This is a genomic window from Mobiluncus mulieris, assembly GCF_014204735.1.
GTDB classification, from domain to species: domain Bacteria; phylum Actinomycetota; class Actinomycetes; order Actinomycetales; family Actinomycetaceae; genus Mobiluncus; species Mobiluncus mulieris.
In genome coordinates this window covers 31,087-56,583 of the sequence record NZ_JACHMA010000001.1, presented here as the reverse complement: position 1 = coordinate 56,583, position 25,497 = coordinate 31,087, and the positions used below count along the sequence as shown (strand labels likewise).

The window sequence follows — 25,497 nt, the reverse complement described above, 5'->3', positions numbered from 1 at the left end:
CCATCTCTACTTCGTGGAATATACAACATACCCTGGATTACTTGTGACCATCTTGTACACGTTCCCAGCAGGTTCCCAGTGAAATGGTCCTTCAGGATTATCCACATTCTGTTTACCATAGACCTCCCCGACCAGAATCTTGTTATTGTTGTAGTTAACACCGATTCCCACATCATAATGTCCCCTGGACCCGCTACTACCTCTCCAATAAGAGAGCTTCCTTGTAGGGACACCGTCAAGGATCACGGCTTTGCCCCAATGTTGGTTAATCGCGGTGTGAATAGTACTTATCAAGTCAGACACGCTTGATGGTGTTTTATAAGTCCAATGCCCATATCCATTAAATTGCACTTCATTAAGATAGTCAATAACTTGATAAAGGTAAGTGCTACCTCCATGCGTTATTCCCCATTTAGATGCTAATCCAGACTGCGGGATGTTCCAACTTCCTTTTGTAAAACCGTGGACTAGATTTCTCGTAGACGCTGGCCCGCACCACCAGTCACGCTGTTGTTCTTGGAAATCAGAAATAGCTGTAGTTATCACACCAGGGTTGGATACTCTAGTGGATTCTAGGATTTTTGTTCTGGTAAGTCCGTTGTGATAGCCAATCAAAGAGAGCATACTGGGATTATCATCGAAAAATAACTCTCCTTCCCAAGGACAATTCTGAATCCCGTTGATATCAGGGTCGCATGGTTGATTCGTTAAAGAGGCTCTTATTTTCGCATCACGCGCTTTGTTCTCGGCTATCATTTCTCGCCATTCCCGCAGCATTTGTGGCTTTAACCTATCCAGCTCAGCTTGCGCTTCCGTTTCGGTAAGAGTTGCTTTGCTGTCCATTACTGAACGAGCTTCTCGAAGTTCTGCCGCCTGTGGCAAGTTGTTAAATTGCGGCGACATCTTAGCCATTTCTTCTAACTCATCAACATAGTAGCGGTACAGCTCTGTCGCACTTGCATCGGGAGCCGGTGGCGGAGGTACATTATCTTGCCTAGTTCCCGCGATGCTGTAGCTTTTAGGCTGCTGAGAACTGGAATCCTGATTTGAATCGCCATACGCCACGACACCGGCACTGCTTATCACTAGCGTAGCTACAACCGCGTAGGCACACGCCAAACCCACCTGTTTTCGCATAACATTCTCCCTTGAATCATACCAAGCTTCCTAGAGCTGGATTACTGTGATGCCGGCTGGCACCGGCAGCGAATTTTTCGATGACACTCTTAGTGAATCACACCCCCAACCGTCGTCGCTACCGTCATGTGTCGGTATTTTTATACCGACACATGACGGTACCCAGCGTCCGTTCGCTCCGTTAGAATGCAGGTAAGCCCTCGATTTTTTGACGAAAGAACTAGTTACCATGAGATTTACAGCCCTTGCCAGCATGATTTTAATGGCAGCGACCATCTGTTTTTCGGGTGCGACTGAAGTGAAGCCACAGTTCACTAGTAGTCCCACACATGCAACCGTCCTACCTACGATACTACAATGCATACTCAATCCGACATTACCGGAATGCCGTGGAAAGTAACCAGGCTAAGGGCTACGTGAATGCTAAGCTTCACTGACAGATTCTTCCCACGTTTTTCTTTAGACACCAAGAATTTAGCTCTACTCTACCTGTCTACAGCTGGTTTTATGATACTGTTTGATTTCGGTTCTGGGGTGGTCTCTAGCCAAGGGTTGCCGGATTCTAAATTCTTAGTGGCTCTGTTCTTGTTGGCGTTGACGCTTCCACTGTGCGCAATACATCCCCCTCTTTTTGAGCTGCTTTACATCACCATCTTCCTCACCAGCGCGTATATTGGGTTACAGCAGTCCTTGACTTCACCTGTAGTCGGGGCATACGTTCTGGTCGGGGTGTGGCTGGTGCGGTCTTGGATAATACCGGGGTTGTTACTACTGGTATTGACTGAGGCCAGCCTGGTTGTAGTGTCCCCGTATCCGGGGCTACAGGCAATTGGGGCTCTGTTCGGTTCTGGGATAACCATTGCCCTGAGCCTAGCCATCCGCTACTTGCGGCTAAAAACCGCTAAAGCCAACACGCTAGCAGAGCACAACCGCAAGCAAGCCGAGCAAGCACGCCTAGAGGCAGAGCAGGCAAGGCGGGAAGCACGACACGCCAGCAGTCTGGTACGTAAACAGTTGGCTGCCCAGTTGCATGACACAATCGCCAAGGACTTGGTGCATCTCGCTATCGATGCCCAACAGCTAAGCCTACAAGGCACAGCTAGCGCGACCGAGCTTACTGCGCTAGCCGAGCGGGCTATCGCCACCTCGAAACGCATCAAACCTACCATTCTGCAACTCGATACCGAATCCGGGAGAGCCAACATCACCGAAACCGTATCCCTGGTAACCAAAATGCTCTCTACCAGGAACATCACCCTACAAAACGACGTGAGTGAAAACCTCGACCCACAGGTTACCCGCCAGCAAGCCCTCCTGGCCTGCCTAGTCATCCGCGAGGCCGCCACGAATATCCTAAAATACGCCCCCACCGACACCACCGCCAGCCTGGAAGTAACCCGAGAACCGGACGGAGCCATCACCATCACGACCAGCAACACTATCGGTGATTCGCCTGCAAACATAGGAACCACCGGGGGCTTTGGCCTAGCCAACCTCGAACACCAAATTACCCTTCATGGAGGCGAACTAGAATACAGTCATACCCCCGCCCGCTGGATACTGTGGGCTACAATCCCCACCGGAGGAAAGGAGTAGCTAATGAGTGAGGACATCCGCGTACTCATAGCCGACGACGACCCGATAATCCATGACAGCTTCGCTAGGCTCCTTGACAGCCAGGACGGCATCAAAGTCGAAGCCACCGCCCCCAACGGAGCCGAAGCCCTCACCAAGATGACCCGGAGTATCGACGTGGCACTCATCGACGTAGACATGCCCATCTTGGATGGCATCGAGGCCGCGAAACTCATCCGCAAAAGCTACCCCCAAACCACCATCATCATGCTCACCGCTTTTGAACACGAGGATTCCTTGGCCCAAGCCCTCGCAGCGGGAGTCCAAGGCTTCCTCACCAAAAACACCACGCCAGCTGAGGTGGCTGAATATATCAAAAAGGCTCTGTCCGGACAGACCGTCTATGACTCGCGACCCACGGATATCCTCACCCAGTCTTACACCGAAAAATCCCTGACCCAAACCCAATATCAAGACTTCATCGACGCGGTGGACACCCTGCCTGGACGCTTTAAATCGGTATTCACCCAGCTACTCGACGCCAAAACCAACAAAGAAATCGCCCAAGAACTACACATGTCCCCCACCACCGTCCGTTCCTATGTCTCTGAAATACTTGCCCACACTGGATGCAAAAGCCGCGGGCAACTGGCCATCACCGCCGCCCGCACTGGATTCAACATCCCGTATGACGACTAGCACCTCATGAACCCCAGAAACCCCCGCCGCACCGGCCGATGTACCGGAGTCGGGACAAAATGCACAAAATACGCCCAAAAACCGAGCTTTTAAGCAAATTCTCCCGATTCCGGTACGCCCCAGCCACCAGCACCCCCAAAAAAATTCCCGCAGACCAAAACCCCAAGACAAAATCCCGTTTTGCCGCTAATCTAAAGAAGGGGCAAGACCCACTCTCCGTTCCGGAGAGGAATCAACGAAGATACTCTAAATAAGGGGGACAAATGAAGAAACTAATCAACGGTGTTGAAGACGTCATCACGGATACTTTACGTGGGGTAGCCGCAGCCGACCCGCGTGTTGAAGTGGACGCAGACTTGAAGGTCATCTATCGCAAGGCGATGAAGTCCGGCAAGGTCGGCCTGGTGTCCGGCGGCGGTTCGGGTCATGAGCCGCTGCACGGGGGCTATGTCGGACACGGTATGTTGGACGCGGCCGCAGCCGGCGAGGTATTCACTTCCCCCACCCCGGAGCAAGTCCTGCTGGCCACCCAAAAGGCCGACCAAGGCGCGGGTGTGTTGCATATTGTCAAGAACTATACCGGCGATGTGATGAACTTCGATATGGCTGCCGAAATGGCCGACGCCGAGGACATCAAGGTGAAGTCCATTGTGGTCGCCGATGATGTGGCGGTGCAAGACTCGCTTTACACGGCCGGGAGGCGCGGAGTTGGCCTGACGGTGTTGGTTGAAAAAATCGTGGGCGCGGCCGCCGAAGCGGGTCGTGACCTGGATGGTTGCCTGGCGGTGGCACAGAAAGTCTGTGACCGGGGTCGTTCCATGGGTATGGCGTTGACCAGTTGCACGGTTCCCGCTGTGGGGCATCCGACCTTTGACCTGCCCGCTGACGAGATGGAAATCGGCATCGGGATTCACGGCGAGCCGGGACGCGAACGCGTCAAGCTGGAGGATGCCAAGTCGATTGCCCGACGCCTGGTAGAGCCGATTCTTGAGGACTACGATTTCAGCGACGACCCGGTGATTGTGTTGATGAACGGCATGGGCGGCACGCCCCTGTCAGAATTATATTTGATGTACGCCGAGGTCAAAGCCCTGTTGGACACGAAGGGTATCGAAGTGGCACGCGTGTTGGTGGGTAACTATATAACCAGCCTGGACATGGCGGGCTGCTCGGTAACTTTGCTGTCGGCAGATACGGAGTTGTTGGAACTGTTTGATGCTCCGGTGGACACCGCCGGGTTGCGTTGGGGGATGTAAGTTCATGAGTAGCTTCTCTATAGACACCGCGAAAGCCTGGATGCAGGCCTATGCCCAGGTGTTAGAAGAAAACAAGGAATATCTCACCGAGTTGGACTCGGCTATTGGGGACGCGGATCACGGCACCAATATGGCACGCGGCATGAACGCGGCGGTGGAACCCGCGAATCTCGACCAGCCAGATTTGGCTACTTTATTCAAAAAGGTCGGCCTGGCTTTGGTTTCCAAGGTCGGCGGCACAGCTGGTCCGCTCTATGGCACATTCTTTATGCGGGCTGCCAAGGAAACTGGGGATGCGGGAAGCCTGGACGCTGCCGGTTTGTCGCGCGTGTTGCACGCCGGATTGCAAGGGGTGTTGGATCGCGGCAAGGCCGAGCTACAGGACAAAACCATGGTCGATGCTATGACCCCTGCCCTGGAGGCTTTCGATGCGGCGGCGGCCACAGGGTTGACGGCGGCCGCCACCGCTGCCGGAAAAGCCGCCCGCGCTGGTGCCGAGGCCACCACGCCACTGCTGGCACGTAAAGGGCGTGCGTCCTATCTGGGTGAACGCTCGGTGGGACACCAAGATCCGGGGGCTACTTCCAGCGCGTATCTCTTCGAGACGCTTGCGAAAGTCGTAAGCTAAACCAGAACCGTTTCGGGGTGTCCGCTGGTGGTTCCGGTGGGCACCCCGGTATTTAGCGCCAAATCATAACTGTTAGCAAGGAGGAATAATGACTCAGGTCGGTCTGGTGGTTGTCTCGCATTCCCGCGCCTTGGCCGAGGCCGCCGTGGAGCTGGCTCTCATTATGGTGCACGGGGATAAACCGCCGCTAGAAATCGCCGCTGGCACGGATGATGGTGGTTTCGGTACAGACGCGGTGGCGGTGATGGAGGCCATAATGTCTGCTAACCAAGGCGATGGGGTCGCGGTGTTTACCGACTTGGGTTCCGCGTTGACCTCCACGGATATGGCTCTGGAAATGCTAGCGGACATGGGAGAAGAAATCGAGGTGCGCGTGTTGCCAGCGCCTTTTGTCGAGGGGCTGACTGCCGCCGTGGTTCGGGCGGCTCTCGGGTCAGACCTCGACACGATAGAGTCCGAGGCGGTAAACAGCTTGGCTCCAAAGTTGGAACACTTGGGGGTAGCGGAGCCACCGGTTGCGGGAGCGTTGCCAGGCGCGGCGTCATTAGGCGCCAGCGATTCGGAAGCCCCTCATGAAACCCCACCTGACGCCCAACAGCTTGTCCAAGTGGTGAACCGGGACGGGCTGCACGCCCGCCCCGCTGCGGCTGTGGCTTCCCTGGCGCAAACTTTCCCTGGTGAAGTCATGCTGGATAAATCCGGGCGCCGTGCCAACGCTAAGAGTCCCATCAGTATCGCCACTCTCGCGGTGGCTTGCGGGGATAATGTCCAGGTTTTGGGCTACGGGGAACAAGCCGAGGCGGCCGTGACAGCCATAACCAAGCTAATCGCCAGCGGTTTTGGCGAGGAACGCGGCAAAATCCCCCTCCCAGACACCACCTCTAATTCCACCCCGGACACGACCCCGGCGGCTGTCCCGGCCGCAGAACCCGACTCAAAGCCAGGAACAAAAACTCCAACCCCGCCACGCCCCGTCTGGCACGCCCCTTGGGAAACCCCCACAGCCCTAAAACAATAAAATCAGCGACAAAACCCAAGGTCAAAGACCATCGACCCGCGCTGCCTCCAGGGTATTGCCAGAGTCCGGTGCCCTGCCGACGCGAATATCTCGACCAGGAACTTCAAGGTCGGGAGCTAGGCGTGGTTAAAACCTGGGGAAAATCCGCACCACCTCGAAATTCATACTGAATTCTTCATAAGGATTGTATTTTCTTTGCTGAAATCAAATATGCTATTCCCAGCGCCACGGAAATAATCAGAAAACCAACCGCATAATAAACGTAGGTAATAGTTGCAGGGCTTGTGCCCCATACTACAATCACACCTAAGAACAATCCCCAAGAAATTCGGGAAAGGTGCAACAACAGGGCTTGTTTTCGCCAAGCAGTATAAAGATAAGCCAAGAACATAAAGAACCCTGCAACAATCGCGAAAATACGACCCGCCAAATCCGCGTGGGCACAGGCCAAAACCAGCAAAGCAAATGATACGATAGTTATAAACCCTGCTGCAGACCCATCCAGAAATTCCCGATCCCCAGGCTGTAGAATATCTTTTTTCTTACTCATGCCATTCACACCCTTTCTCTCATTGGGGCTTTACCGTATACGTGTATCCGCCATTGGGTCCGAAAGAAGGCAGAAATTCGGCCACAATCACCACACCGCTCCCGCCAGCGGCAGCATATGCCACTTCTCCCATGGACATTGTTATCAGCTTAACTACAGCTAACAGTTTGCTTATCTCGGCATTATTAATTTTCGAGGTAACTTGACTAGAACTGTACTTTGATAGCAGCTGCGGGGAGGCTTGAGCACTTATGGGACATGTTTGGCTAAAGCAAAGACTCAGAACCAACGTTGACACAAAAGCGGTTTTCTTCAGCGAAATCATTCCAATTATCCTCCGTGTTGTTATCGTTAGGGGACTTGGACACCCGCGACGCAAGACCGCCTACAAGTTGGATAAAATGTACCATACGGTGTTGTGACTGTCAACACTTTGATGTGTATTTTATGCATGTTGAGGTTGAAATAAGGCTGACCTCGCTTTATTGGTATTTATTTTGTCAGGTCATTTTCAATAAGAGAGATTATGCGCCATATCTGCATGTAAACGAGTGTACTTCGAAGTTCCGACGAAGAACACGGAGAGATACCCGCGTCCGCCCACACGTATCCTCCCCTGTCCCAGATGCGCCGGGCTCAAACCCAATCCGCCCCCCGCCACCCCCGTCTGGCACGCCCCTTGGGAATCTTAAAGCCGCTATTCCCCCAAAACACACCCTGGATTCGGTAAAATCAGGGGCGTGCAATATCATCCTGACTTTCTCGGTGCTGGGTTCGAGGCCGCCCGCCTAGACTTGGAACCAGACCAGTTTTCCGCGCGTAGTATCACCCTGACCCGATATCTGCCAGCCAAAGACCCCAAGGCCGCACTACCAGACCGGGTCGTGCCAGACAATCTCGTGGTGGGGGGCGCCCCAAACACTGATTCTTTTACAGTCCTGCCACCGGAGGCTTCCCCCCAACAGCCCGGGGAACCCGGCACTTGCTATCACGAGTCCAGCACTCGCAAGGGCGAGCTACCGCCACCCTTGGCCAAGCCCCTGACGCAAGCCCAGCAGCAAGACCCAGCATGTCTCCGCGAATACCTGAGCCGGGAACTGGACGGCCGGGATTTGCACACCGCCACCAAATGGCAGCTGGCGTCCAGCGACCCGAAATTTGTGCTGGTTTATGTCCACGGTTGGAATGATTACTTCTACCAATCGCACCTGGCGCGGATGTTCAACCACCTGGGTGGGGCGTTTTACGCGCTTGACCTGCACCGTTATGGGCGTAACACGCCCCAGTGGCAGGGCAAGCCGTGGAATGGTTACACCGAAGATTTCACGAATTACGACCCGGAGCTAAATTGGGCGGTGGCTCATGCCCGCGAGGAGCATCCCGGTTTGCCGCTGCTGGTCATGGGACATTCTATGGGTGGGCTGGTGGTTTCGGGTTGGGCGGCGCGCCACCACAATGATTTCGATGGCCTTATTTTCAACTCGCCGTGGCTGGTTCACGATGTCAGTGGTGTCCCAGCCGGCGAGCAGTTACGGCGGCTTTTCGCGGATTATGGGCGGGCGAAACGCTTTGCTTTGCCCCAAGGCCCCGACATGGTTTATTCGGATTCCTTGGTGGGCTACCGGGCTATCGGCTCGCCGCTGCCGCGTCGCTTGGTGCCTTTCCAAAATGATCCGAGCGTGGCGGGGTGGATAATCAACCCCAAGTGGCGGATTTTGACGGGTGCCCCGATGGTGACGGGCTGGATTTCGGCGGTGTTCCAAGCCCATCGCTGGCTTGTCACCGAGGCTACGTTCCCGGATAAACCGGTGTTGTGTCTCAGCGGGAATCACCGCTTGGATTCCCGCTACCAGGCCGAAGTCACGCGAGTGGATGCTATCATGAAGCAGCGTCGTGATTTACGACGCACCCAGCATGGTGACTCTCCGTGGCGGCGTTTCTGGCAGGATAACGCCGCTTGGCTTCAAGACCCCTTCCGCACTGCGCGTTCTGTCCCCGGCGTGGATTCCGGCCAGCCGTACGCCTCAGCTTTGGTGGGTTGGACCGAGGCGGCACGCCACACCGACACGGTTTTGAACGGGGAGCTGATTGGGCAACGCGCCCGGGAATTGTTCGGGGATAATCTCACGTTCCGGTTGCTGTCGGGTTACCACGACTTGACTTTGTCCCAGCCGCTGGAACGGGCACAGTTCTTTGCGGGAATCTCGGATTGGTTGGCCGCCTCCGGTATCCTCGACTGAGGTTTCCCGTCAAAGGGTGGCGTTTCGGGTACCAGTCGGGGTGCTTGACTGGGTAGCTGCGCCGCGACCGTCGCTCCCGGCGGATTTCGGGTTTCCTTTCGGCTTCATGAGGTGCCAGCCAAAATTGTCGGCATCTCACCGGTTCTGTCTGCGCAATTCTAAACTTTTTGTGCCACTTAGTTTATCGGCTCTTTTTCGGCAAGAAAGCTTGCGCGCTGTGCCTACAAGGAAAAGGCATGCTACTGGGGCTTAGGCACTTCGCTTAGAATTGGTTTCCCCGCGGGCACCGCCCGCGGGGAAACCAATTAACTCCTCATGAAACCGATTAAACCGACTTCAAGAAATCATCCGTCGAGGAATCACCCCCGGCTTTTTCGGCCACCGCCGCGCGACCTGCCTCGAGGCGAGCCACCGGCACCCGGAAAGGCGAGCAGGACACATAGTTCACGCCTACCCGGTGGAAGAACTGAATCGAGAGCGGATCGCCGCCGTGCTCCCCACAGATACCCATGGACAGATCCGGCTTCGTGGAGCGACCCCGCGCCACGCCTTCGGCGATAACTCGGCCGACCCCGTGCACGTCGATGGATTCAAAGGGGGATACTCCAAAGATTCCGGCCTCGACATACTGGGGGAAGAACACGCCTTCCACGTCATCACGGCTGAACCCCCAGGTGGTTTGGGTCAGGTCGTTGGTACCAAAGCTAAAGAAATCGGCTTCTTTCGCTATGGTTTCGGCGGTCATCGCGGCGCGCGGCAGCTCAATCATGCAGCCGACCGGAACCTCGAATTGCACTCCGTATTCGGCCTGCACCGACTTGATGACTTCTTCGGCCTCATCACGCACAATCTGGAGCTCGCGGGTGGAACCAATCAGCGGCACCATAATCTCGGGATGCGGATTCTTGCCTTCCTTCTTCAGCTCGCAGGCCGCTTGTACCAGGGCGCGCATCTGCATCTGGAACAGACCCGGCAGGTAGATGCCCAAACGTACCCCGCGCAAGCCCAACATCGGGTTGGCTTCGTGCATGCGGCGCACCGCTTGCAGCATCTTCGTATCGGCCTCGGGCAGTTCCTGGCCTTGGGCACGTGCCACGGCTTCCTTTACTTCCAGACCCAACAAATCCGGCAGGAATTCGTGCAGCGGCGGGTCAATCAAACGCACCGTCATGTGTTTGCCGTCCATGATTTGCAGCATTTCTTTAAAGTCACCCTTCTGCAGGGGCTCCAAAGCGTCCAAGGCTGCCTGGCGCTCCGTCGAGCCTTCCGGCGAGAGGATTAGTCGTTCCACCAAGGGGCGGCGATCGCCGAGGAACATGTGCTCGGTGCGGCACAGCCCAATGCCTTCCGCGCCGAAAGATAACGCCCGTCGGGTGTCTTGAGGGTTGTCAGCATTAGTGCGCACTAACAGTTTACGTACCCGATCAGCGTGGGTCATGGCGCGATCTACGGCTTTAATCAAGTCGATGTCATCCTCGTCGGCTGCCATTTTCAAGGCGGCCTCTAGGCCGTGGGACAGATAGGTGGTAACCGGGGAATCCATCACTGGGACTTTACCGAGGAATACTTCCCCGGTAGAACCGTCGATGGAAATCTCGTCGCCTTCACGCAGTACCTTGTCGCCCACGGTTGCGGTCTTCTCCACCGCGTCCACGGCAATGTTTTCCGCACCTACCACAGCGGTTTTGCCCATGCCACGCGCCACCACTGCTGCGTGCGAGGTTTTCCCGCCCCGAGAGGTCAACACGCCATTAGCTGCCACCATGCCGCGTAGGTCATCGGGATTGGTTTCCCGGCGCACCAAAATACAGGGAACCCCAGCTTTTTCCGAGGCTTCGGCCGCGTCATTATCGAAGACAATTTTGCCAAAGGCAGCGCCGGGCGAAGCCGCCATGCCCTTGGTGAATACCGCCGGTTTGGCCGAAGCATCGAACATGGGGAACATCAGGTTTTGTAACTGTTCGCCGGTGACACGGGTCAAAGCTTCATCGGTGGTAATCAGGCCTTCATCAACCAGCTGCGAGGCGATACGGAAAGCCGCCCCTGCGGTGCGTTTGCCAACCCGGACTTGCAGCATCCACAGTTTGCCACGCTCGATAGTGAATTCGATATCACACATGTCCTGGTAGTGGGTTTCCAGGCGACGCATAATGCCGAGTAGTTCGTCATAGGATTTTTTGTCGTGTTTCTCCAGGTCTGTCAGGGCTTCAGTGTTGCGGATACCCGCCACCACGTCTTCGCCTTGGGCATTCATTAGGATGTCGCCGTAAACCCCGGGGCGTCCCGAGGAGGGGTCGCGGGTAAAGCACACCCCGGTACCGGAGTCTTCACCCATATTGCCAAACACCATGGTCACAATGTTGACGGCAGTGCCCAGTTCGTGGGGGATGCGTTCACGCCGGCGGTAAATCCGGGCGCGTTCCGAATTCCAAGAGCGGAATACGGCCTCGATGGCCATATCCAGCTGGACGCGCGGCTCTTGTGGGAAGGGTGTGCCGGTTTCTCGTTGGACAATGGCTTTGAATTGTTCGGTCAGTTCTTTCAAGTCCTCAGTGGTCAAATCGGTATCAGCCTTGGTGCCGCGCTGATGCTTCATCGAGTCGAGCGCGTCCGAGAATAAATCCCCATCGATGTCTTGCACGGTTTTACCAAACATTTGAATCAAACGGCGGTACGAATCCCAAGCAAAGCGTTCATTGCCGGACTTAGCGGCCAATCCCAGCACGGATTTATCGTTCAATCCCACATTCAAAACGGTTTCCATCATGCCAGGCATCGAGAATTTCGCCCCGGAACGTACCGAAACCAACAGCGGATCCTCGGGGGCTCCCAGCCTCCGTCCCACATTTGCTTCAACTTCCCGTAAAGCCTTGGTGACTTGGACGGTCATCTCTTCGGGAACCGTACCGTCGCGCAAATATGCCCGGCAAGCATCAGTGGTGATGGTGAATCCGGGAGGAACTGGCAATCCCAGGTTGTTCATTTCGGCCAGGTTTGCGCCCTTGCCACCCAAAAGATCTTTCTGATCTTTATTGCCTTCCTCGAATCGGTAAACATATTTAGGCATAAATTAAGCCTCCATTATCGTCGTGTTTTGTGCGCCAAACGCGCCGCTCCCATCCTAACAATTTTTGGCGCTCTCGCCTATACGATACAAAAAGCTCTTTACGCAATCTTTACTTTGTGGTTCTGTCTGGCTCTAACGAATCCCGTTAGCCCCTCTATGCCCGACTCGGATTGCCTACTGTGTTTGCTTTCCGACACTCGTTACGGCCAGCACTGTCCACACTCGCCCCTGAGTGTCAACCAGGTGATAAACCGGCATGGAGACGATACTGCCGTCTTTTTGCTTTACAGGCGCATTAGCTAGCTTTGCTTCCACCAATTCGATTTTGCCGACAATTTTTGCTGGGGCTTTACCCAGCGGGTCGAATACGTCTATCGGACCGAATTTCGGGTCGTTTAGTCGTTCCACTGCTTGTTTTTCAGAGATAACCTGATAGTCCCCTACTTTGGTTTCTCTACCAAGATTGGCTCGAATCGAGGCCAGTCCTTTGGAGGAAACCACGGCTCTCCAGGTTTGAGTCTGGGTTTGTCCCGGCATTTTAACGGGCACATCAACAGTGGTCAGGCCGTCTTTTTGGACTGCCCCGACCTGAGTGCTCACCACGGTAGCGCCTAAGGATTTGGCCACCTTGTTAACTTCTTCCATAGCCTGTTGCGCGGAGGGGGCTTCCCCGGCCACTTTCATCACGCAGTTGGCGGGACTCGGAGAGGGCGACTGGGTCACCTGTGATTCCGCTATATCGGTCTGGTCTGGAGTGGTAAGGTTTTCTGCGGTTTCATGAGGTGCTGGCTCGCTCGGCGGTTCTGTGTCCGAATTCCGGCGGGTCAAAACCCGCAGTTCACCAATCTCAACGGCTTCATCTCTCGGGGCTATACCCGGGTAATAGTTGTAAACCTGGGTCTCGCCAGAAGCCACGCCAGGAGCCTCGGTTTCTTTCCCCGGTTTATCCGGATTAGTGGAAGTCCCGTGAGTGACAGTACTGTTAGGATTCGCCATACCGGGACGCACTGCCGGGGGCACGGCCTCGGTGGGGGTTTCTGTTGGCGTCACCTGCGGTTGCTTCGGAGTCGGTTTTACTTCCGGCAGTTCCGGGCGTGGCACCGGTTCCCCCTTGGGAGGTATTTTCGGGTTGGTCGGGCGATTCGATGGCGACGTATTTCCCCCGGAATTCCCGGATGGTTGTGTTGAAGAGCTGGGTTTCGGACTTTCGTTGCGCCTGCCCAGTTCCACATTTCCATCCCCGGGGGTTACCGGCACGCACTCCATCCGCAAAGCGGCGGGATTACTGAAGTCTAACGAGGTTAACTCACCCACGGTCACGGTCAGAACGGCTCCGCTGGTGTCTTTCACGATGAATCCGGATTCGTTCTTTTTAACCGCACCTTTAATTCCCAGAGAATCAGCTACTTTCTGGATTTTCCCAGAGGAAACCTCCGCGCCTTGGCTCAACCGGTAGACCGGAGCCTTGGTCGTGGCGGTCGAGAAATCTTCGGCCGCTACAAAGTCGACTTCACCGACTTCGGAAAGTCGTTCGGCCGCTCCCGGAATCGCGGGACGCAGTTTCGCTGCTTCCAAGCGAGGTGAACTTTGGTAGGTTGGTCGTCCGGAATCCTCGGGGTGTGAAACTGTGGTGTCCCCTTGACCGAGTGTTGCCCAGCCGGTTAATCCCACTGCGGCAACGGTGGCTGCAGCACTTAACCCCCACCACCACGAGTGTTTCGAGGCACCGGCGCGCGGATGTAGCGCCACCACATTATCGGAGGCAACAGTTTCAGCTTCAACTACCCCCGCGTTCGCTGCTGGCGTAAATTCTAAACCTTGTGCTGACATTTTCGCAGCTATCTTCGCGCGCAAAGCCGTTATATCAATTTCGAGATTCTGGGCAGGGTCAAGCTCACTTAGGGCATGAAGTCCCTCGGTGTGGCTCTCGCGGTGTTCCACGTCCCTGTCCTTTCTTGCTATCTCTAGGTTTTCTCGGTTCGGCTTGGGCGTTGGCGGATTCATGAGGTGCTAGCCGTAATATGCTCAAAACTTCTAGTACCCAGCTCTCCTGTTTCTCAAGCCTTGCAATTAGTATCTGTAAGCAACACGGCGTTTCTTACAGGCGATTAAGTATTCCGTGCTATCGCCTCCTCCAGTCGTTTCCGCGCCCGTGACAGTGCCACATCAGCGGCGTTTCGAGACACTCCCAGATAATCCGCCAGGGCTTGTCCGGTCAGCCCTTCCCAGGCAACAGCGAGAATGATTTCTCGGTCGCGCTCGGAGAGTTCTGCCAGCACGGTGCGCATCCCCTGGTTTTCCATCACCAAGCTCGCTGGGTCATTGCTATCCACCGAGTCCAGGCTCTCCGTAGCATCCCCCAGCGGCAAAGATTTCTTTTTCCTAAACCAGTTGGATAGAGTCAACCCGGCGGTCTTGTACAGCCAAGGCAGCTCTGCGCCGTCAGGGACTTCATCTCTTTTGCGCCACAGCACCACAAAAGTTTCTGCCGCTAAATCTTCGGCTTCCGCGTAAGCACCACGCCGGTACAAGAATTTGACTATGGCCTTACCATGTTCAGAGAATACCGACTCGAACCACTGTTCATCATGCGCGGCGGTCATCTAGAGAAATCCTCCGTAAACAGGTACCAGGGGTCGAAAGGCTCAAATCCAAAGCCTACCTACATTTCTAGGTATTTTACCGTTTTATGACCTAGCTGCTCAATCGTTTGGAGCTAGATTCTCCAAACGATTGAGCGCCTGCGTTCACTCAAGTCCGATGCCTAGCTTGGTTCACCAGTACTTCCCGGCATTCCACCGCTACCACTATTGTCCTCAGAGGTGTCCCCAGCGTTTTCCGGCTGGGATTGGGGACTCGCCGGACTCCCCACTGTCACCGCTTGAGAGTCTTCAGCTTGTTGCGCGGCGAGTTCAGCTTCCCGAATGGTGGCGGCAGTTACATCCTCAAGTCGGTGACGCTTCGAGGCACGCCCTTCGGGCAAGCCGTCTTGACCAGTGAAAGTGAAGGTGGCGGCATCGTCGAATTCCCAGTCGATACCGTTTACCTTGTCCTCCGAAGCATGTTTGATAAACTTCGGATCCACATCGGCAAGCACCGTCTGTCCTTCGTGCAGCTCGTTGAACAGGATTTTTTCGGACAACACGTCTTCGATTTCGCGTTGCACTGCCCGACGCAAGGGGCGCGCCCCCAGAGTCTTATCAAATCCCTTGTACGCCAACAAAGCTCGAGCCTCCGGGGTCAGTTTGATAGCCATGCCTTGTTCCAGCATCCGATCATCGAGTTTCTTAATCATCAAATCGACAATCTTGAGGATTTCCTCCTTTTGCAGCTGCGGGAACACTACGACTTCATCTACGCGGTTCAAGAATTCGGGGCGGAAATGCTGTTTGAGTTCTTCTTGTACTTTGCCTTTCATCCGCTGGTAGTCGGTGGCCAGCTCCCCGCTAGCTTGGAAACCGGTCAACACCCCCTTGTTGATGTCGCGGGTACCCAAGTTCGTGGTCATGATGATAATCGTGTTCTTGAAATCCACCAAGCGCCCTTGGGAATCGGTAAGGTGGCCTTCCTCCAACACCTGCAGCAGCGAGTTGAAAATATCGGGGTGAGCCTTTTCTACTTCGTCAAACAACACCACGCTAAAGGGTTTACGGCGCACCTTTTCTGTCAGCTGCCCGCCTTCATCGTAACCTACGTACCCAGGCGGGGAGCCAAACAAACGTGACGCGGTGTGCTTCTCGGAGAATTCAGACATATCGAGTTGAATCAAAGCATTTTCGTCCCCGAACAGGAACTCTGCCAGCGCCTTGGCCAGCTCGGTCTTACCTACCCCGGTGGGGCCTGCGAATATAAACGAACCGCCGGGACGCTTGGGGTCTTTCAGACCGGCACGAGTACGGCGAATCGACTGGGACACAGCTTTCACCGCTTCGTTTTGACCAATAATCCGCTTATGCAGTTCGTCTTCCATGCGCAACAGCTTCGATGACTCCGCTTGGGTCAGCTTAAACACGGGAATTCCGGTGGCCATCGCCAAGACTTCAGCAATCTGCTCCGCATCGACCACTAACTTGGTTTTATCTTCACCCGAACGCCACTGTTCTTCTTTTTCGGCGCGTTCCGAAGCCAGCTTCTTTTCTTCGTCGCGCAGGCTCGCGGCTTTCTCGAAGTCCTGAGCATCGATAGCAGCCTCTTTCGCACGTCGGGTTTTCGCAATTTTCTCGTCTACTTCTTTGAGTTCCGGGGGGGCAGTCATTCGCTGAATACGCAGGCGTGCCCCCGCCTCGTCAATCAGATCGATAGCTTTGTCCGGCAAGAACCGGTCGGAAATATAGCGGTCGGCCAACTGCGCGGCACTAGCAACTGCCGCGTCGGTAATCATCACCCGGTGGTGGGATTCATACCGGTCGCGCAGCCCCTTCAAGATTGCCACGGTTTCTTCCACGCTGGGTTCCTCGACTCTAACAGGCTGAAAGCGCCGTTCCAAAGCAGAGTCTTTCTCAATGTACTTGCGGTATTCTTCCAGGGTGGTTGCTCCGATGGTTTGCAGTTCCCCGCGCGCCAGTATCGGTTTCAAGATGGACGCCGCATCTATAGCACCTTCAGCCGCGCCGGCACCTACCAAAGTGTGAATCTCGTCAATAAACAGGATAATGTCACCGCGAGTACGGATTTCTTTCAGAACTTTTTTCAACCGTTCTTCGAAATCACCGCGGTACCGCGAACCCGCGACTAATGAACCCATGTCCAAAGAATAAAGCTGCTTGTCCTTCAGGGTTTCGGGTACATCCCCACGCACAATGCTTTGAGCCAGACCTTCAACTACAGCGGTTTTGCCGACCCCGGGTTCACCCACCAAAACCGGATTGTTCTTGGTGCGACGCGACAGAATCTGCATCACCCGCTCCATCTCTTTGGTGCGCCCAATAACGGGGTCAAGTTTGTTTTCTTGCGCTGCCTGGGTCAAGTTGCGCCCAAATTGATCCAGCAGCGCCGAGTTGCCGCCCCGGGGGTTGTCGGCACGACCCCCGCCAACGCCAACCACGTCACGGTCACTACCCGGCGCATTTCCTCCCTGGAATCCACTGAGCAATTCGATAACAGTTTGGCGCACGGTGTTCAAATCCGCCCCCAGGTTCACCAACACCTGCGAGGCCACCCCGTCACCCTCGCGCAGCAAACCCAGCAGAATATGTTCGGTGCCAATATAGTTGTGCCCCAGCTGTAAGGCTTCACGCATCGAGTATTCCAAAACTTTTCGTGCCCTCGGAGTAAAGGGAATGTGCCCGGTGGTGGGTTGTTCGCCTTCCCCAATAATCTCAATGACTTGGGCACGCACAGCCTCGAGGGAAATCCCCATGGTTTCCAAGGCACGCGCGGCTATCCCGTCACCCTCATGAATCAAGCCCAACAGTAAATGTTCGGTGCCAATATAGTTTTGGTTCAAGCGCCTGGCTTCGTCTTGCGCCAACACCACCACGCGACGCGCCCGATCCGTAAATCTTTCAAACATTGGTTCCCCTCGTTTCTCTCACTTACACTCTAAGCCACCGCGCGGTGCTTTGCCGGCCTTGTTCACTACTGGCGGAGCGCTCTAAAACTCCAACAGTATGGTAAAAGGACCGTCATTGGTAAAGCTAAGCTGCATATCCGCCCCGAATACACCTCGTTCCACGCGCATCCCCATGCTTTCCAGCGCGACGCAGACCTCTTCTACCAGTGGGGCTGCGGTTTCCCCTGGAGCGGCACGAACCCATGAGGGGCGGTTACCTTTGCGGGCATCTCCGTAGAGCGTAAACTGACTGACGACCAGTACTGGCAGCCCCAAATCCAGGGCGGAAACTTCTTTGCCGCGCGCCTCGGCCAGTTTTTCCGAACCGGCCACATCCGTGTCATAGGCTCCCGGACCATCAAAAATTCGCAAATTAGCTACTTTACGTGCCACGGTCTGAGCCTCTTTCGGGGTATCTGTCGGGGTGACGCCCACCAATACCACCAGTCCTGGCCCTTCAAAACTGCCAGAAACCTTCCCTTCTACACTGCAACTCGCGCCTTGGGCACGTTGCACCACCGCTCGCATCTTGCCTCCTGTACTGCACTAATTCCCAATCCGAACGAGTGATTCCCCGCCCAATCCACTTTACCAGGGGGTGGGAGGCCGATTATTCGTGCCTCTCCCACCTCGGCGTTTTTGCCGCCAATACGTCACGGCGGGACGCACATCGGCTAAGTACACCCCCGGAATTATCAACGCTGTTAAAGCCCCAAACAATCCCACAGGACCAGCGGGAGTGAGTGCCAGAAAAGAAATCACTACAGCCAAACCATTCAGCAAGGCCCAAAAGTTACGGGTTCGTTTCCCTTCCGAAATAAAAGCTTGCTCCGGGGTGGTCAGCGTGTGATACAAGGCATAGCCAGACAGCACCATCACCACCGCTACCAAGGCAAACACCAGCCACATTTGCACATAGTTGATGATTCCGAACAGGCTTATCATTGCTTGTTTCCTTTCATTCCGATACCAATCCCCCGCTTGCCCTGCGGGGTAGTGCCTTTCCCGAAATTCCCTAAACCACCCAGTTTCCGTCCGTTCCCCCCGCGATGTGCCCGCATCCCTAGACCGGTGGCAAGCTTGGTGGCATCGAAACGTTTCGGGTTGTCCCCGCTGGGGTTCACGATTATGGTTTGCGCCGCGCGCACGGGATTTCCCTCCGGCCCAATCAATTCCAGCAGCGCCTCGGGGTCGGTTTGCCGTTTCACCACGCCCAGAGCAATCTGACCGTCAGTGGGGTGATACGCCACCGAGGTCAAATTCCCCACCGGTTCTCCCGTCGTAGCGAGTCGCAACTCAGTTCCTATCCGAGGCAACTCCTCGCTTGTCCCGTCTAAATCCAGAAACACCAGCCGGCGGGGTGGCCTCCCCCGGTTCACCAGTTTCGCGACGGTTTCTTGGCCGGTATAGCAGCCTTTATTCAAGGACACCGCGCTGCGCAGCCAATCGAGTTCGTGGGGCAGCATTCCAGGCATCCCTTCGCGTCCCAGTCGGGGTCGCCACCGGGCAATCCTCACGGCTTCCCATACCCCTAAATCCGCTTCTACCAGGTGGTTTGCCGCAGCCTGAGCTTCGAAGGTGGGGATGTTTTCCGGGGGTATCACGGCGAGGATTCTTTTTTCGGGTTCATGAGGTGCCAGCCCGGGATGCGATGCTTCGGGAAGAGTATAGACCGTGGTCTCTCCTACGGGTCGCGGCCAGGGGTCAATCCACACCACCTTCGCGAGTTCACCCAGACTGGCACCTAATGAACCCGCCAACACCACCGCCCCAGTGTCGCGCAATCCTAGCGAGGAACCCAGAAACCCGAGCACCACAAATTCTTGGCTACAATCAGTAATTTCCACCTTGCTTCGGAACCGCATTGCGTCCAGGAAAACCCGGGTAGCCTCGGGTACTTCCGTTAAAATCCAGGTATTATGGCCGTCATCAACCAGGTAAAAAGCCAGTTCAATGCGCCCTTGCACATCTAGAACCAGGGCTTCGCTACCAACCCCTGGGGCGAGCCCAGCCAGCTTCTGGGTGGTAACGGTTTCCAGCCAGGATAACCTCGAATCACCGCTGACTCGTATCACTCCCAGGGGTACCCGCACAAAACCTGAACCGGTCAGGAGCTCATGGCCGCCACGATAGCCCGCCGACACTGGTAACCCTGGCCAGTCACGGTTTACTTGCGGATAAATTTCCACCTGTTCTCCCTTTTGTTTCCTAGAGTTTTCCCGTTTCTGTCCGACGATTTACTGATTTCAAGGCAAAACCGAGCCTTCCCCCACCAGCAGTCGAGCCAGTACATACACCGGAATCCCGGCCGCTAAAACCGGGATTAATGCCTGCGAGAAAACCGCACTGATAGTGGCCGGAGCCATGTCGGCACTAAACATCACCGTCAGCGACGCAAACATCAAACCGATTACGAGTCCCAGTACCACCCCAGAGGCTATAGCTGCAGGCAAGGCAGACAGGTGTTCCCCGGTGAAAATCATAAGATTTTCACGCATAACACTATACCAAACCATGATGAGTATCCCCGCGATAGCTCCGAAGAGCATAGAAAATGCCAGGGTGGTTCCCGCACGCGCTTTGACACTCCAGTTGGCGCTAATCCCCATTCCGGCGCATCCGCCCAACAAGGTTAAAGCGGCAGGAACCAGCAAGAAAAACCACATCGCATCCTTTTCCAGGACAATCCACGCCCCGCTGGTAGAGACCACCAGTAAACCCGCCACATTTCCCGACACAGATAACAGCAAATCGTGGCGGGGATAACGCCACATTTCAACTCCAAAAGCCGCCACTATCCCCAGCCCCACTATTTCAGTCACTATCGAAAAATCCCCGAAAGTCCTCGCGGCAAGTACCACGAGGATTCCCACCCCTCCAACCAGAGCCGCCGTAGCAGTGGGAGCCGGCAGGCGAATCAGGCGAGCCCACCCGAAAGCAAAACTCACCACTCCAATGGCAGTTGCTACCGTCAAGATTTCGCGGGGCAACAAAAACAGTACCGCCAATAACAGGCACGCCACAGCAGTGACGATTTCAGGGTGGGCACACAACACTCGACCCACGAGACTCTCAGGAACTTTCGGCAGCTTCTCCAGATGCGCTTGGGCGTGAACGCTGCGTCGGTCGCGCCGTTTAATTACCATCGTGTCGGTCATAGCTGGGCTTTGTGGACTTGGTTTCACCACATTTCGTGACGCTGATTCAGAACTTTGCTGATTGTCATACCCCGTTGCATCCGGACGGGGCACGGCCGACGGTTGGAACGGGGTTGCAGCATTCATGTTCAGATTATTTCACACAATCGTTGGGGTTTCACCTTTGGCGAAACGCTGGAGAGCCGGTTCTAAAAACTTCGCAGGCTCCAGTTACCTGGAGCCTGCGCGACATCAGCACCGCAAAGCGCCTGTCGGCGCGAAGGCCGCTCGTAGCGGCAGTTAATGGAGCCCGGGGCTTTCGCGACACCGATGTCTTGATTAAAAGATACCCCACTGTGGAGTGTTTCGCCAGTGCTTTGAAAAATAAATTAAAAACTGTGGGGTTTAACCTGACAATTCTTGTTCTAAAGGCGCTAGCGGTAAATACCGTTCCATTCCCAGTAACTTTGCTTCGCCTGCCTGCGAGTACCCAAAGTGCGACACCATGATTTCAGCCAAACCCAGTGGACTCCAATTGGCTTCCCTTTTACCCCGAAAGCTCTCGCCAGCTGTCTGTTGTATTTGGGCTACGAGAGACTCTAAAACGGGACGGTGACTGCAAATCACAACCCCGCTACTCATGAGCCCTTGGGAAACACAAGCTGACAGTAAAGCCTGCGCCGTTTCCGGATGCGACGCAAAGCCCGCCTCGCTAAGTGCCGCCGTATATTCAGCGGCGATTCCAGTCGCCTCCAGGTATGGTTCCACGCTAAGAGCGGCGCGTTTCCATGGCGAGGTCACTACCCGAGACACTCCGAAAGCCGCCAACACGGGCACCATGTCTCGAGCTTGTCGGCATCCCTTTTTCCGCAACGGTCGCAGGGCATCATCGCCCGCCCAGTCCTCGCGAGCCTTAGCCTTGGCGTGACGAAACAGTACCACCGGCGCACTGCAGCCCCACCCGGCAGCTAGCAACTGCCCGGCGCGCCGAGCTAAACCCCGATCAAACTCTTGGGTCAATAGCTGCGCGGCCTGGTCAATTCCTACCCAACGCACTTCGTCGATTTCTTTTTTAGAAGCCGGATGGACGTGGGGACGAGCCCGCAGAGCGGGCGTGTCACGCGGAGCGGCCAGCCAGTAGGTAACCTGCTTGTCGATGCCGTCCACCGGATAGTTAGTCACTGCCAGGCGCGAACCCAGGCACACCTGATAGCCAGTTTCTTCTGCTATCTCGCGTACGGCCGCAGCCGGAAGCATCTCATCGGATTCAAGTTTGCCTTTCGGGAAGGACCAATCGTCGTATTTCGGACGGTGCACCACCAGAATCTCGAAACCTACAGGTTCGGGAGCCGGACGCCACACAATCCCTCCGGCTGCGTAAATTCCATAGCGGCGTGTACACCGGGGGTGGGACGAATCTGTCATGGACAGTTTCTCCCTACCACGCGTGACGAAGTCTGTGCCATCAGGGTTTCTTGAATGTCTTCGAGGCGGTTGCCGGCATCGTCGGCAGTAACACGCACCCACTGCTGGTCGGGCATGAGCCGCCAGGAAGATGTCAGGTCAGACACACCTTTACGCACCACTTCTATCAGGTATTTGACCTGCTCCGGGTTGATTATACGTACCAAGGCTTCCACGCGACGATCGAGGTTGCGGTGCATCAAATCTGCCGAACCAATCCACACCTGCGGATTGCCATCATTAGCGAAGGCATAAACCCGAGAGTGTTCCAGAAAACGCCCCAAAATTGACACGACGCGGATGTTTTCGGAAAGTCCCGGGATTCCCGGTTTCAGCGAACAAATCCCGCGAACCTGGACATCGACTGGCACTCCGGCCTGCGAGGCGCGATAGAGCGCATCGGTCATGCGCTCATCCACTATTGAATTCGCTTTGAACAGAATCCAGGCGGGTTTACCAGCCTGGTGGTTGGCAATTTCTTGTTCTATCCCGGCCAGTAGTCCGTCACGGATGGAACGTGGTGCCACCAGCAAACGGTGGAAAGTCGAACGTGGCGCATAGCCAGAGAGCTGGTTGAATAAACGGGTCAAGTCTTGGGCCACATCGCGGTTCACTGTCAACAAACCAAGATCTTCATAGCCACGCGCGGTTTTGGGATGATAGTTGCCGGTGCCCACATGACAGTAACGTTTCAAACCGTCGGGTTCTTGACGCACCACCAGGCACAGTTTGCAGTGGGTTTTCAGCCCTACCATGCCATAGACCACGTGTACCCCGTAGCGTTCCATTTTGCGAGCCCAGCTAATGTTCGCGGCCTCATCAAAACGCGCTTTTATTTCCACAATCGCCACGACTTGTTTTCCGGCGCGCGCCGCATCAATTAGGGCCTGAACAATTGGGGAATCCCCCGAGGTTCGATACAGGGTTTGCTTGATAGCCAACACATTGGGGTCATTGGCAGCTTGCACCACGAACTGTTGCACCGAGGTAGCAAAAGAGTCATAGGGCAGGTGAATCAGTACGTCGTGCTCACGAATCGCCGCGAACAAATCCTGGGATTTAGCGGATTCTTTCTCGGCCAAACCCGCTGGAGTCACCGGAACATAGGGGGGATACTTCAGTTCGGGAATATCCAAATTATGAAGATCGTTGAGCCCACGTAAGTCCAAAGGGCCGGCCAAACGAAACACATCCGAGGCACCTATCTCGAGATTTTCGGTCAAGAAATCCAAGATATAAGCTGGCATTTTCTCGGTTACTTCCAGGCGTACCGCCGGTCCAAACCGACGTTTAGCCAGTTCGGATTCCATCGCGGTCAAGATGTTTTCCGCATCGTCTTCTTCTACTTCCAAGTCTTCGTTGCGGGTAACCCTGAAAGGATGAGATTCCACTATTTCCATCCCCGGGAACAGGTGGTCAAGATGGGCAGCAATAATCTGCTCCATGGGTACAAAATTGACAGCCTCTCCACTCAGAATTCGCTCTGACGGGTCATTTTCCACGCCCTGTTCGCTTAACGGTACAAAACGCGGCAACTGCGCTGGTACCTTCAGGCGAGCAAAGTGATCCTTGCCGGAGCTAGGATTTCGCACCAGAATCGCTAGGTTCAGAGCCAAACCGGAGATAAAAGGAAAAGGGTGAGCCGGATCTATAGCCAGAGGCGACAGAATCGGGAACACCTGGTTGCGAAAATACCGGTGCAGGGCGTTTTTCTGAGTGTCGTTGAGTGCCTCCCAGTCGGTAATCACCAATCCGGCCTTATCGAGTTCCGGACGGATAGTTTCTTGAAAGTAGTGATACACATTTCCGGTCATCTCATGGGAACGACGGCTGATCTCGCCTTCTAGCTGCCTCGGGGTTAACCCCGAGGATGACACGGTGGCAAATCCGGCGGCGATACGACGTTTCAGTCCGGCGACTCGCACCATATAGAACTCGTCGAGGTTGGAACAGTAAATCGTTAAAAACCAAGCACGTTCCAACAGCTTTAGCTGCTCGTCTTGCGCTTGTTCGAAAACCCGTTGATTGAAAGCCAACCAGCTTAGCTCTCTATCAGCGAAACGTCCCTTGGGGAGTCTCGGCATTCCTTTGGCGGTCAGTCCCGGTTCAGTTTGCAGCTGCAGGGGCGGATGGTCTTGAACTTTGGTTGAAATGTTCCCTCGACTGCTGGTCAAGGCATCCGTGCTGGCTATTGCCACAGACTGGGGCGGACTTTTTACTGATTCGTTTTGTTCTGGTTCCACAAAATCGGCATCATCGTATTCCTGGGATCCCGCAAAAACAGAGGCATCTTTAGGGAACATCTCTTCTGCCTTAGCACCTTCGAAAGGGAATTTACGTTCCTCCTCGCCCCGGGTACCAGCCGGGGCTTCCGACAGCCCGGGCGGGGTGGCAAGTTCCGTTTCGGGATTGTCGTGATTTTCACTCATTAGCGCAAACGTCCTTCCCGGTAGAGGGTGGCGGAGTCAAAGAGTTCCTGAGCGGTGTTCATCAGGGCGTCGTCTCGCATCGTGACGGGATTAGCCAGGGGATTGGTGGGGTCTTCTTTCATCCACACTTCTTCACTGGCGGCCAACACTCGTAACACGGCTTGGGATTCTTCCAAGAAATCTGCAAAATCACCGGTGAAATCTCCAGTCATAATAGTGCCCAGACGTTTGTGCCACCCCAGAAAATCCAAGGTGCGCGCCCCCTGAACATCAATGAATTGAGAGAGTTTCGGGCTGGTCAAGCCCTGTTGGAAACGCCTGGACACGCCTTGGGGAAAACGTTTTATCCATTCATCTATCAACAGTAGCCGCCACAGGGTACCCGGCAAGGTTTCCGCCGGGGAATGCGACCACAGTTCCGCCAGGTCGTCAATCCCGTGGGTTTTCAGATAGCTCAACAGGCGCTCGCGGGTTTCCGCATCGGGGTCAGACCATTCTTCCCGGGGTGCTTTAATCAAAATACGTGCAGAGGTGTGCGCGGATTCACTAGACAGGGCGGGGTCTTCCTCACCTTCCAAATATTCCAGGGTCTCAGGGTCAATGATTGCGGGTCGGCGGGGTTTTCTCGTCTCCATAGGTCTTTCCTCCTGTGTCTAAAGCCTGGTTCAATTATGCGAGATTTTACTCAGATATGGGTGATTTTAGCTGCCCAAGAAATCTCAACCTGCATTTTTTACCCCCAAAAT

19 protein-coding genes are annotated in these 25,497 nt (G+C 55.2%); 6 read left to right on the top strand and 13 right to left on the bottom strand.

Annotated elements, in window-relative coordinates; translation table 11 throughout:
* Window positions 1-6 precede the first annotated feature (6 nt).
* Complete coding sequence (locus F4555_RS00240; protein ID WP_004013251.1) at window positions 7-1,137, bottom strand: cysteine peptidase family C39 domain-containing protein; 1,131 nt, start codon at window positions 1,135-1,137, stop codon at window positions 7-9.
* Between the two features lie 507 nt (window positions 1,138-1,644).
* On the opposite strand from F4555_RS00240, the gene F4555_RS00235 reads away from it, so the two are divergent.
* From F4555_RS00235 to dhaM, 5 genes are all read left to right on the top strand, one after another.
* A complete protein-coding gene (locus tag F4555_RS00235) occupies window positions 1,645-2,733 on the top strand; it encodes a sensor histidine kinase (RefSeq protein WP_260399976.1) in 1,089 nt (362 codons plus the stop codon).
* Between the two features lie 3 nt (window positions 2,734-2,736).
* A complete protein-coding gene (locus F4555_RS00230) occupies window positions 2,737-3,411 on the top strand; it encodes a response regulator transcription factor (RefSeq protein WP_115325613.1) in 675 nt (224 codons plus the stop codon).
* Between the two features lie 263 nt (window positions 3,412-3,674).
* Window positions 3,675-4,667, top strand: coding sequence for a dihydroxyacetone kinase subunit DhaK (gene dhaK, locus F4555_RS00225; protein ID WP_115325614.1), 993 nt, complete (start codon window positions 3,675-3,677; stop codon window positions 4,665-4,667).
* A gap of 4 nt (window positions 4,668-4,671) precedes the next feature.
* Window positions 4,672-5,295, top strand: coding sequence for a dihydroxyacetone kinase subunit DhaL (gene dhaL / locus F4555_RS00220; protein WP_004013255.1), 624 nt, complete (start codon window positions 4,672-4,674; stop codon window positions 5,293-5,295).
* Window positions 5,296-5,383: 88 nt separating this feature from the next.
* Window positions 5,384-6,313 carry a dihydroxyacetone kinase phosphoryl donor subunit DhaM gene (gene dhaM, locus F4555_RS00215; RefSeq protein WP_115325615.1) on the top strand — a complete coding sequence of 310 codons (930 nt, stop codon included), beginning with the start codon at window positions 5,384-5,386 and terminating at the stop codon, window positions 6,311-6,313.
* Between the two features lie 175 nt (window positions 6,314-6,488).
* Here the strand turns inward: dhaM and F4555_RS00210 are convergent, their stop codons facing one another.
* Window positions 6,489-6,863, bottom strand: a complete 375-nt coding sequence (locus F4555_RS00210; protein ID WP_004013257.1) for a hypothetical protein — start codon at window positions 6,861-6,863, stop codon at window positions 6,489-6,491.
* Between the two features lie 740 nt (window positions 6,864-7,603).
* Between F4555_RS00210 and F4555_RS00200 the strand changes: the two genes are divergently transcribed.
* Window positions 7,604-9,103, top strand: coding sequence for an alpha/beta hydrolase (locus F4555_RS00200; RefSeq protein WP_004014003.1), 1,500 nt, complete (start codon window positions 7,604-7,606; stop codon window positions 9,101-9,103).
* Between the two features lie 325 nt (window positions 9,104-9,428).
* Here the strand turns inward: F4555_RS00200 and ppdK are convergent, their stop codons facing one another.
* From ppdK to F4555_RS00145, 11 genes are all read right to left on the bottom strand, one after another.
* Window positions 9,429-12,170 (bottom strand): pyruvate, phosphate dikinase, encoded by a 2,742-nt coding sequence (gene ppdK / locus F4555_RS00195; RefSeq protein WP_004013260.1) that lies wholly within the window; start codon window positions 12,168-12,170, stop codon window positions 9,429-9,431.
* Between the two features lie 174 nt (window positions 12,171-12,344).
* A complete protein-coding gene (locus F4555_RS00190; RefSeq protein WP_115325616.1) occupies window positions 12,345-14,174 on the bottom strand; it encodes a hypothetical protein in 1,830 nt (609 codons plus the stop codon).
* A gap of 104 nt (window positions 14,175-14,278) precedes the next feature.
* Window positions 14,279-14,773 (bottom strand): RNA polymerase sigma factor, encoded by a 495-nt coding sequence (locus F4555_RS00185; protein ID WP_004013262.1) that lies wholly within the window; start codon window positions 14,771-14,773, stop codon window positions 14,279-14,281.
* 161 nt (window positions 14,774-14,934) lie between these two features.
* Window positions 14,935-17,682 (bottom strand): ATP-dependent Clp protease ATP-binding subunit, encoded by a 2,748-nt coding sequence (locus F4555_RS00180; RefSeq protein ID WP_004013263.1) that lies wholly within the window; start codon window positions 17,680-17,682, stop codon window positions 14,935-14,937.
* An 81-nt stretch (window positions 17,683-17,763) separates the two neighbouring features.
* Window positions 17,764-18,249 carry a D-aminoacyl-tRNA deacylase gene (gene dtd, locus F4555_RS00175; RefSeq protein ID WP_004013265.1) on the bottom strand — a complete coding sequence of 162 codons (486 nt, stop codon included), beginning with the start codon at window positions 18,247-18,249 and terminating at the stop codon, window positions 17,764-17,766.
* Between the two features lie 60 nt (window positions 18,250-18,309).
* Window positions 18,310-18,666 carry a DUF2516 family protein gene (locus F4555_RS00170; RefSeq protein ID WP_004015855.1) on the bottom strand — a complete coding sequence of 119 codons (357 nt, stop codon included), beginning with the start codon at window positions 18,664-18,666 and terminating at the stop codon, window positions 18,310-18,312.
* Window positions 18,663-19,910 (bottom strand): CAF17-like 4Fe-4S cluster assembly/insertion protein YgfZ, encoded by a 1,248-nt coding sequence (gene ygfZ / locus F4555_RS00165; RefSeq protein ID WP_004014000.1) that lies wholly within the window; start codon window positions 19,908-19,910, stop codon window positions 18,663-18,665. Before ygfZ ends, F4555_RS00170 begins: the two co-directional genes overlap by 4 nt.
* A gap of 57 nt (window positions 19,911-19,967) precedes the next feature.
* Entirely contained in the window at window positions 19,968-21,005 is a 1,038-nt protein-coding gene (locus F4555_RS00160) for a beta-carotene 15,15'-monooxygenase (RefSeq protein WP_255312827.1), read from the bottom strand.
* Window positions 21,006-21,263: 258 nt separating this feature from the next.
* Window positions 21,264-22,283, bottom strand: a complete 1,020-nt coding sequence (locus F4555_RS00155) for an NUDIX hydrolase (RefSeq protein ID WP_004013269.1) — start codon at window positions 22,281-22,283, stop codon at window positions 21,264-21,266.
* Window positions 22,280-24,751, bottom strand: coding sequence for an RNA degradosome polyphosphate kinase (locus tag F4555_RS00150; RefSeq protein ID WP_114989925.1), 2,472 nt, complete (start codon window positions 24,749-24,751; stop codon window positions 22,280-22,282). The genes F4555_RS00155 and F4555_RS00150 overlap by 4 nt, the downstream gene beginning before the upstream one ends.
* Window positions 24,751-25,386, bottom strand: coding sequence for a hypothetical protein (locus F4555_RS00145; protein WP_004013271.1), 636 nt, complete (start codon window positions 25,384-25,386; stop codon window positions 24,751-24,753). Before F4555_RS00145 ends, F4555_RS00150 begins: the two co-directional genes overlap by 1 nt.
* Window positions 25,387-25,497 lie beyond the last annotated feature (111 nt).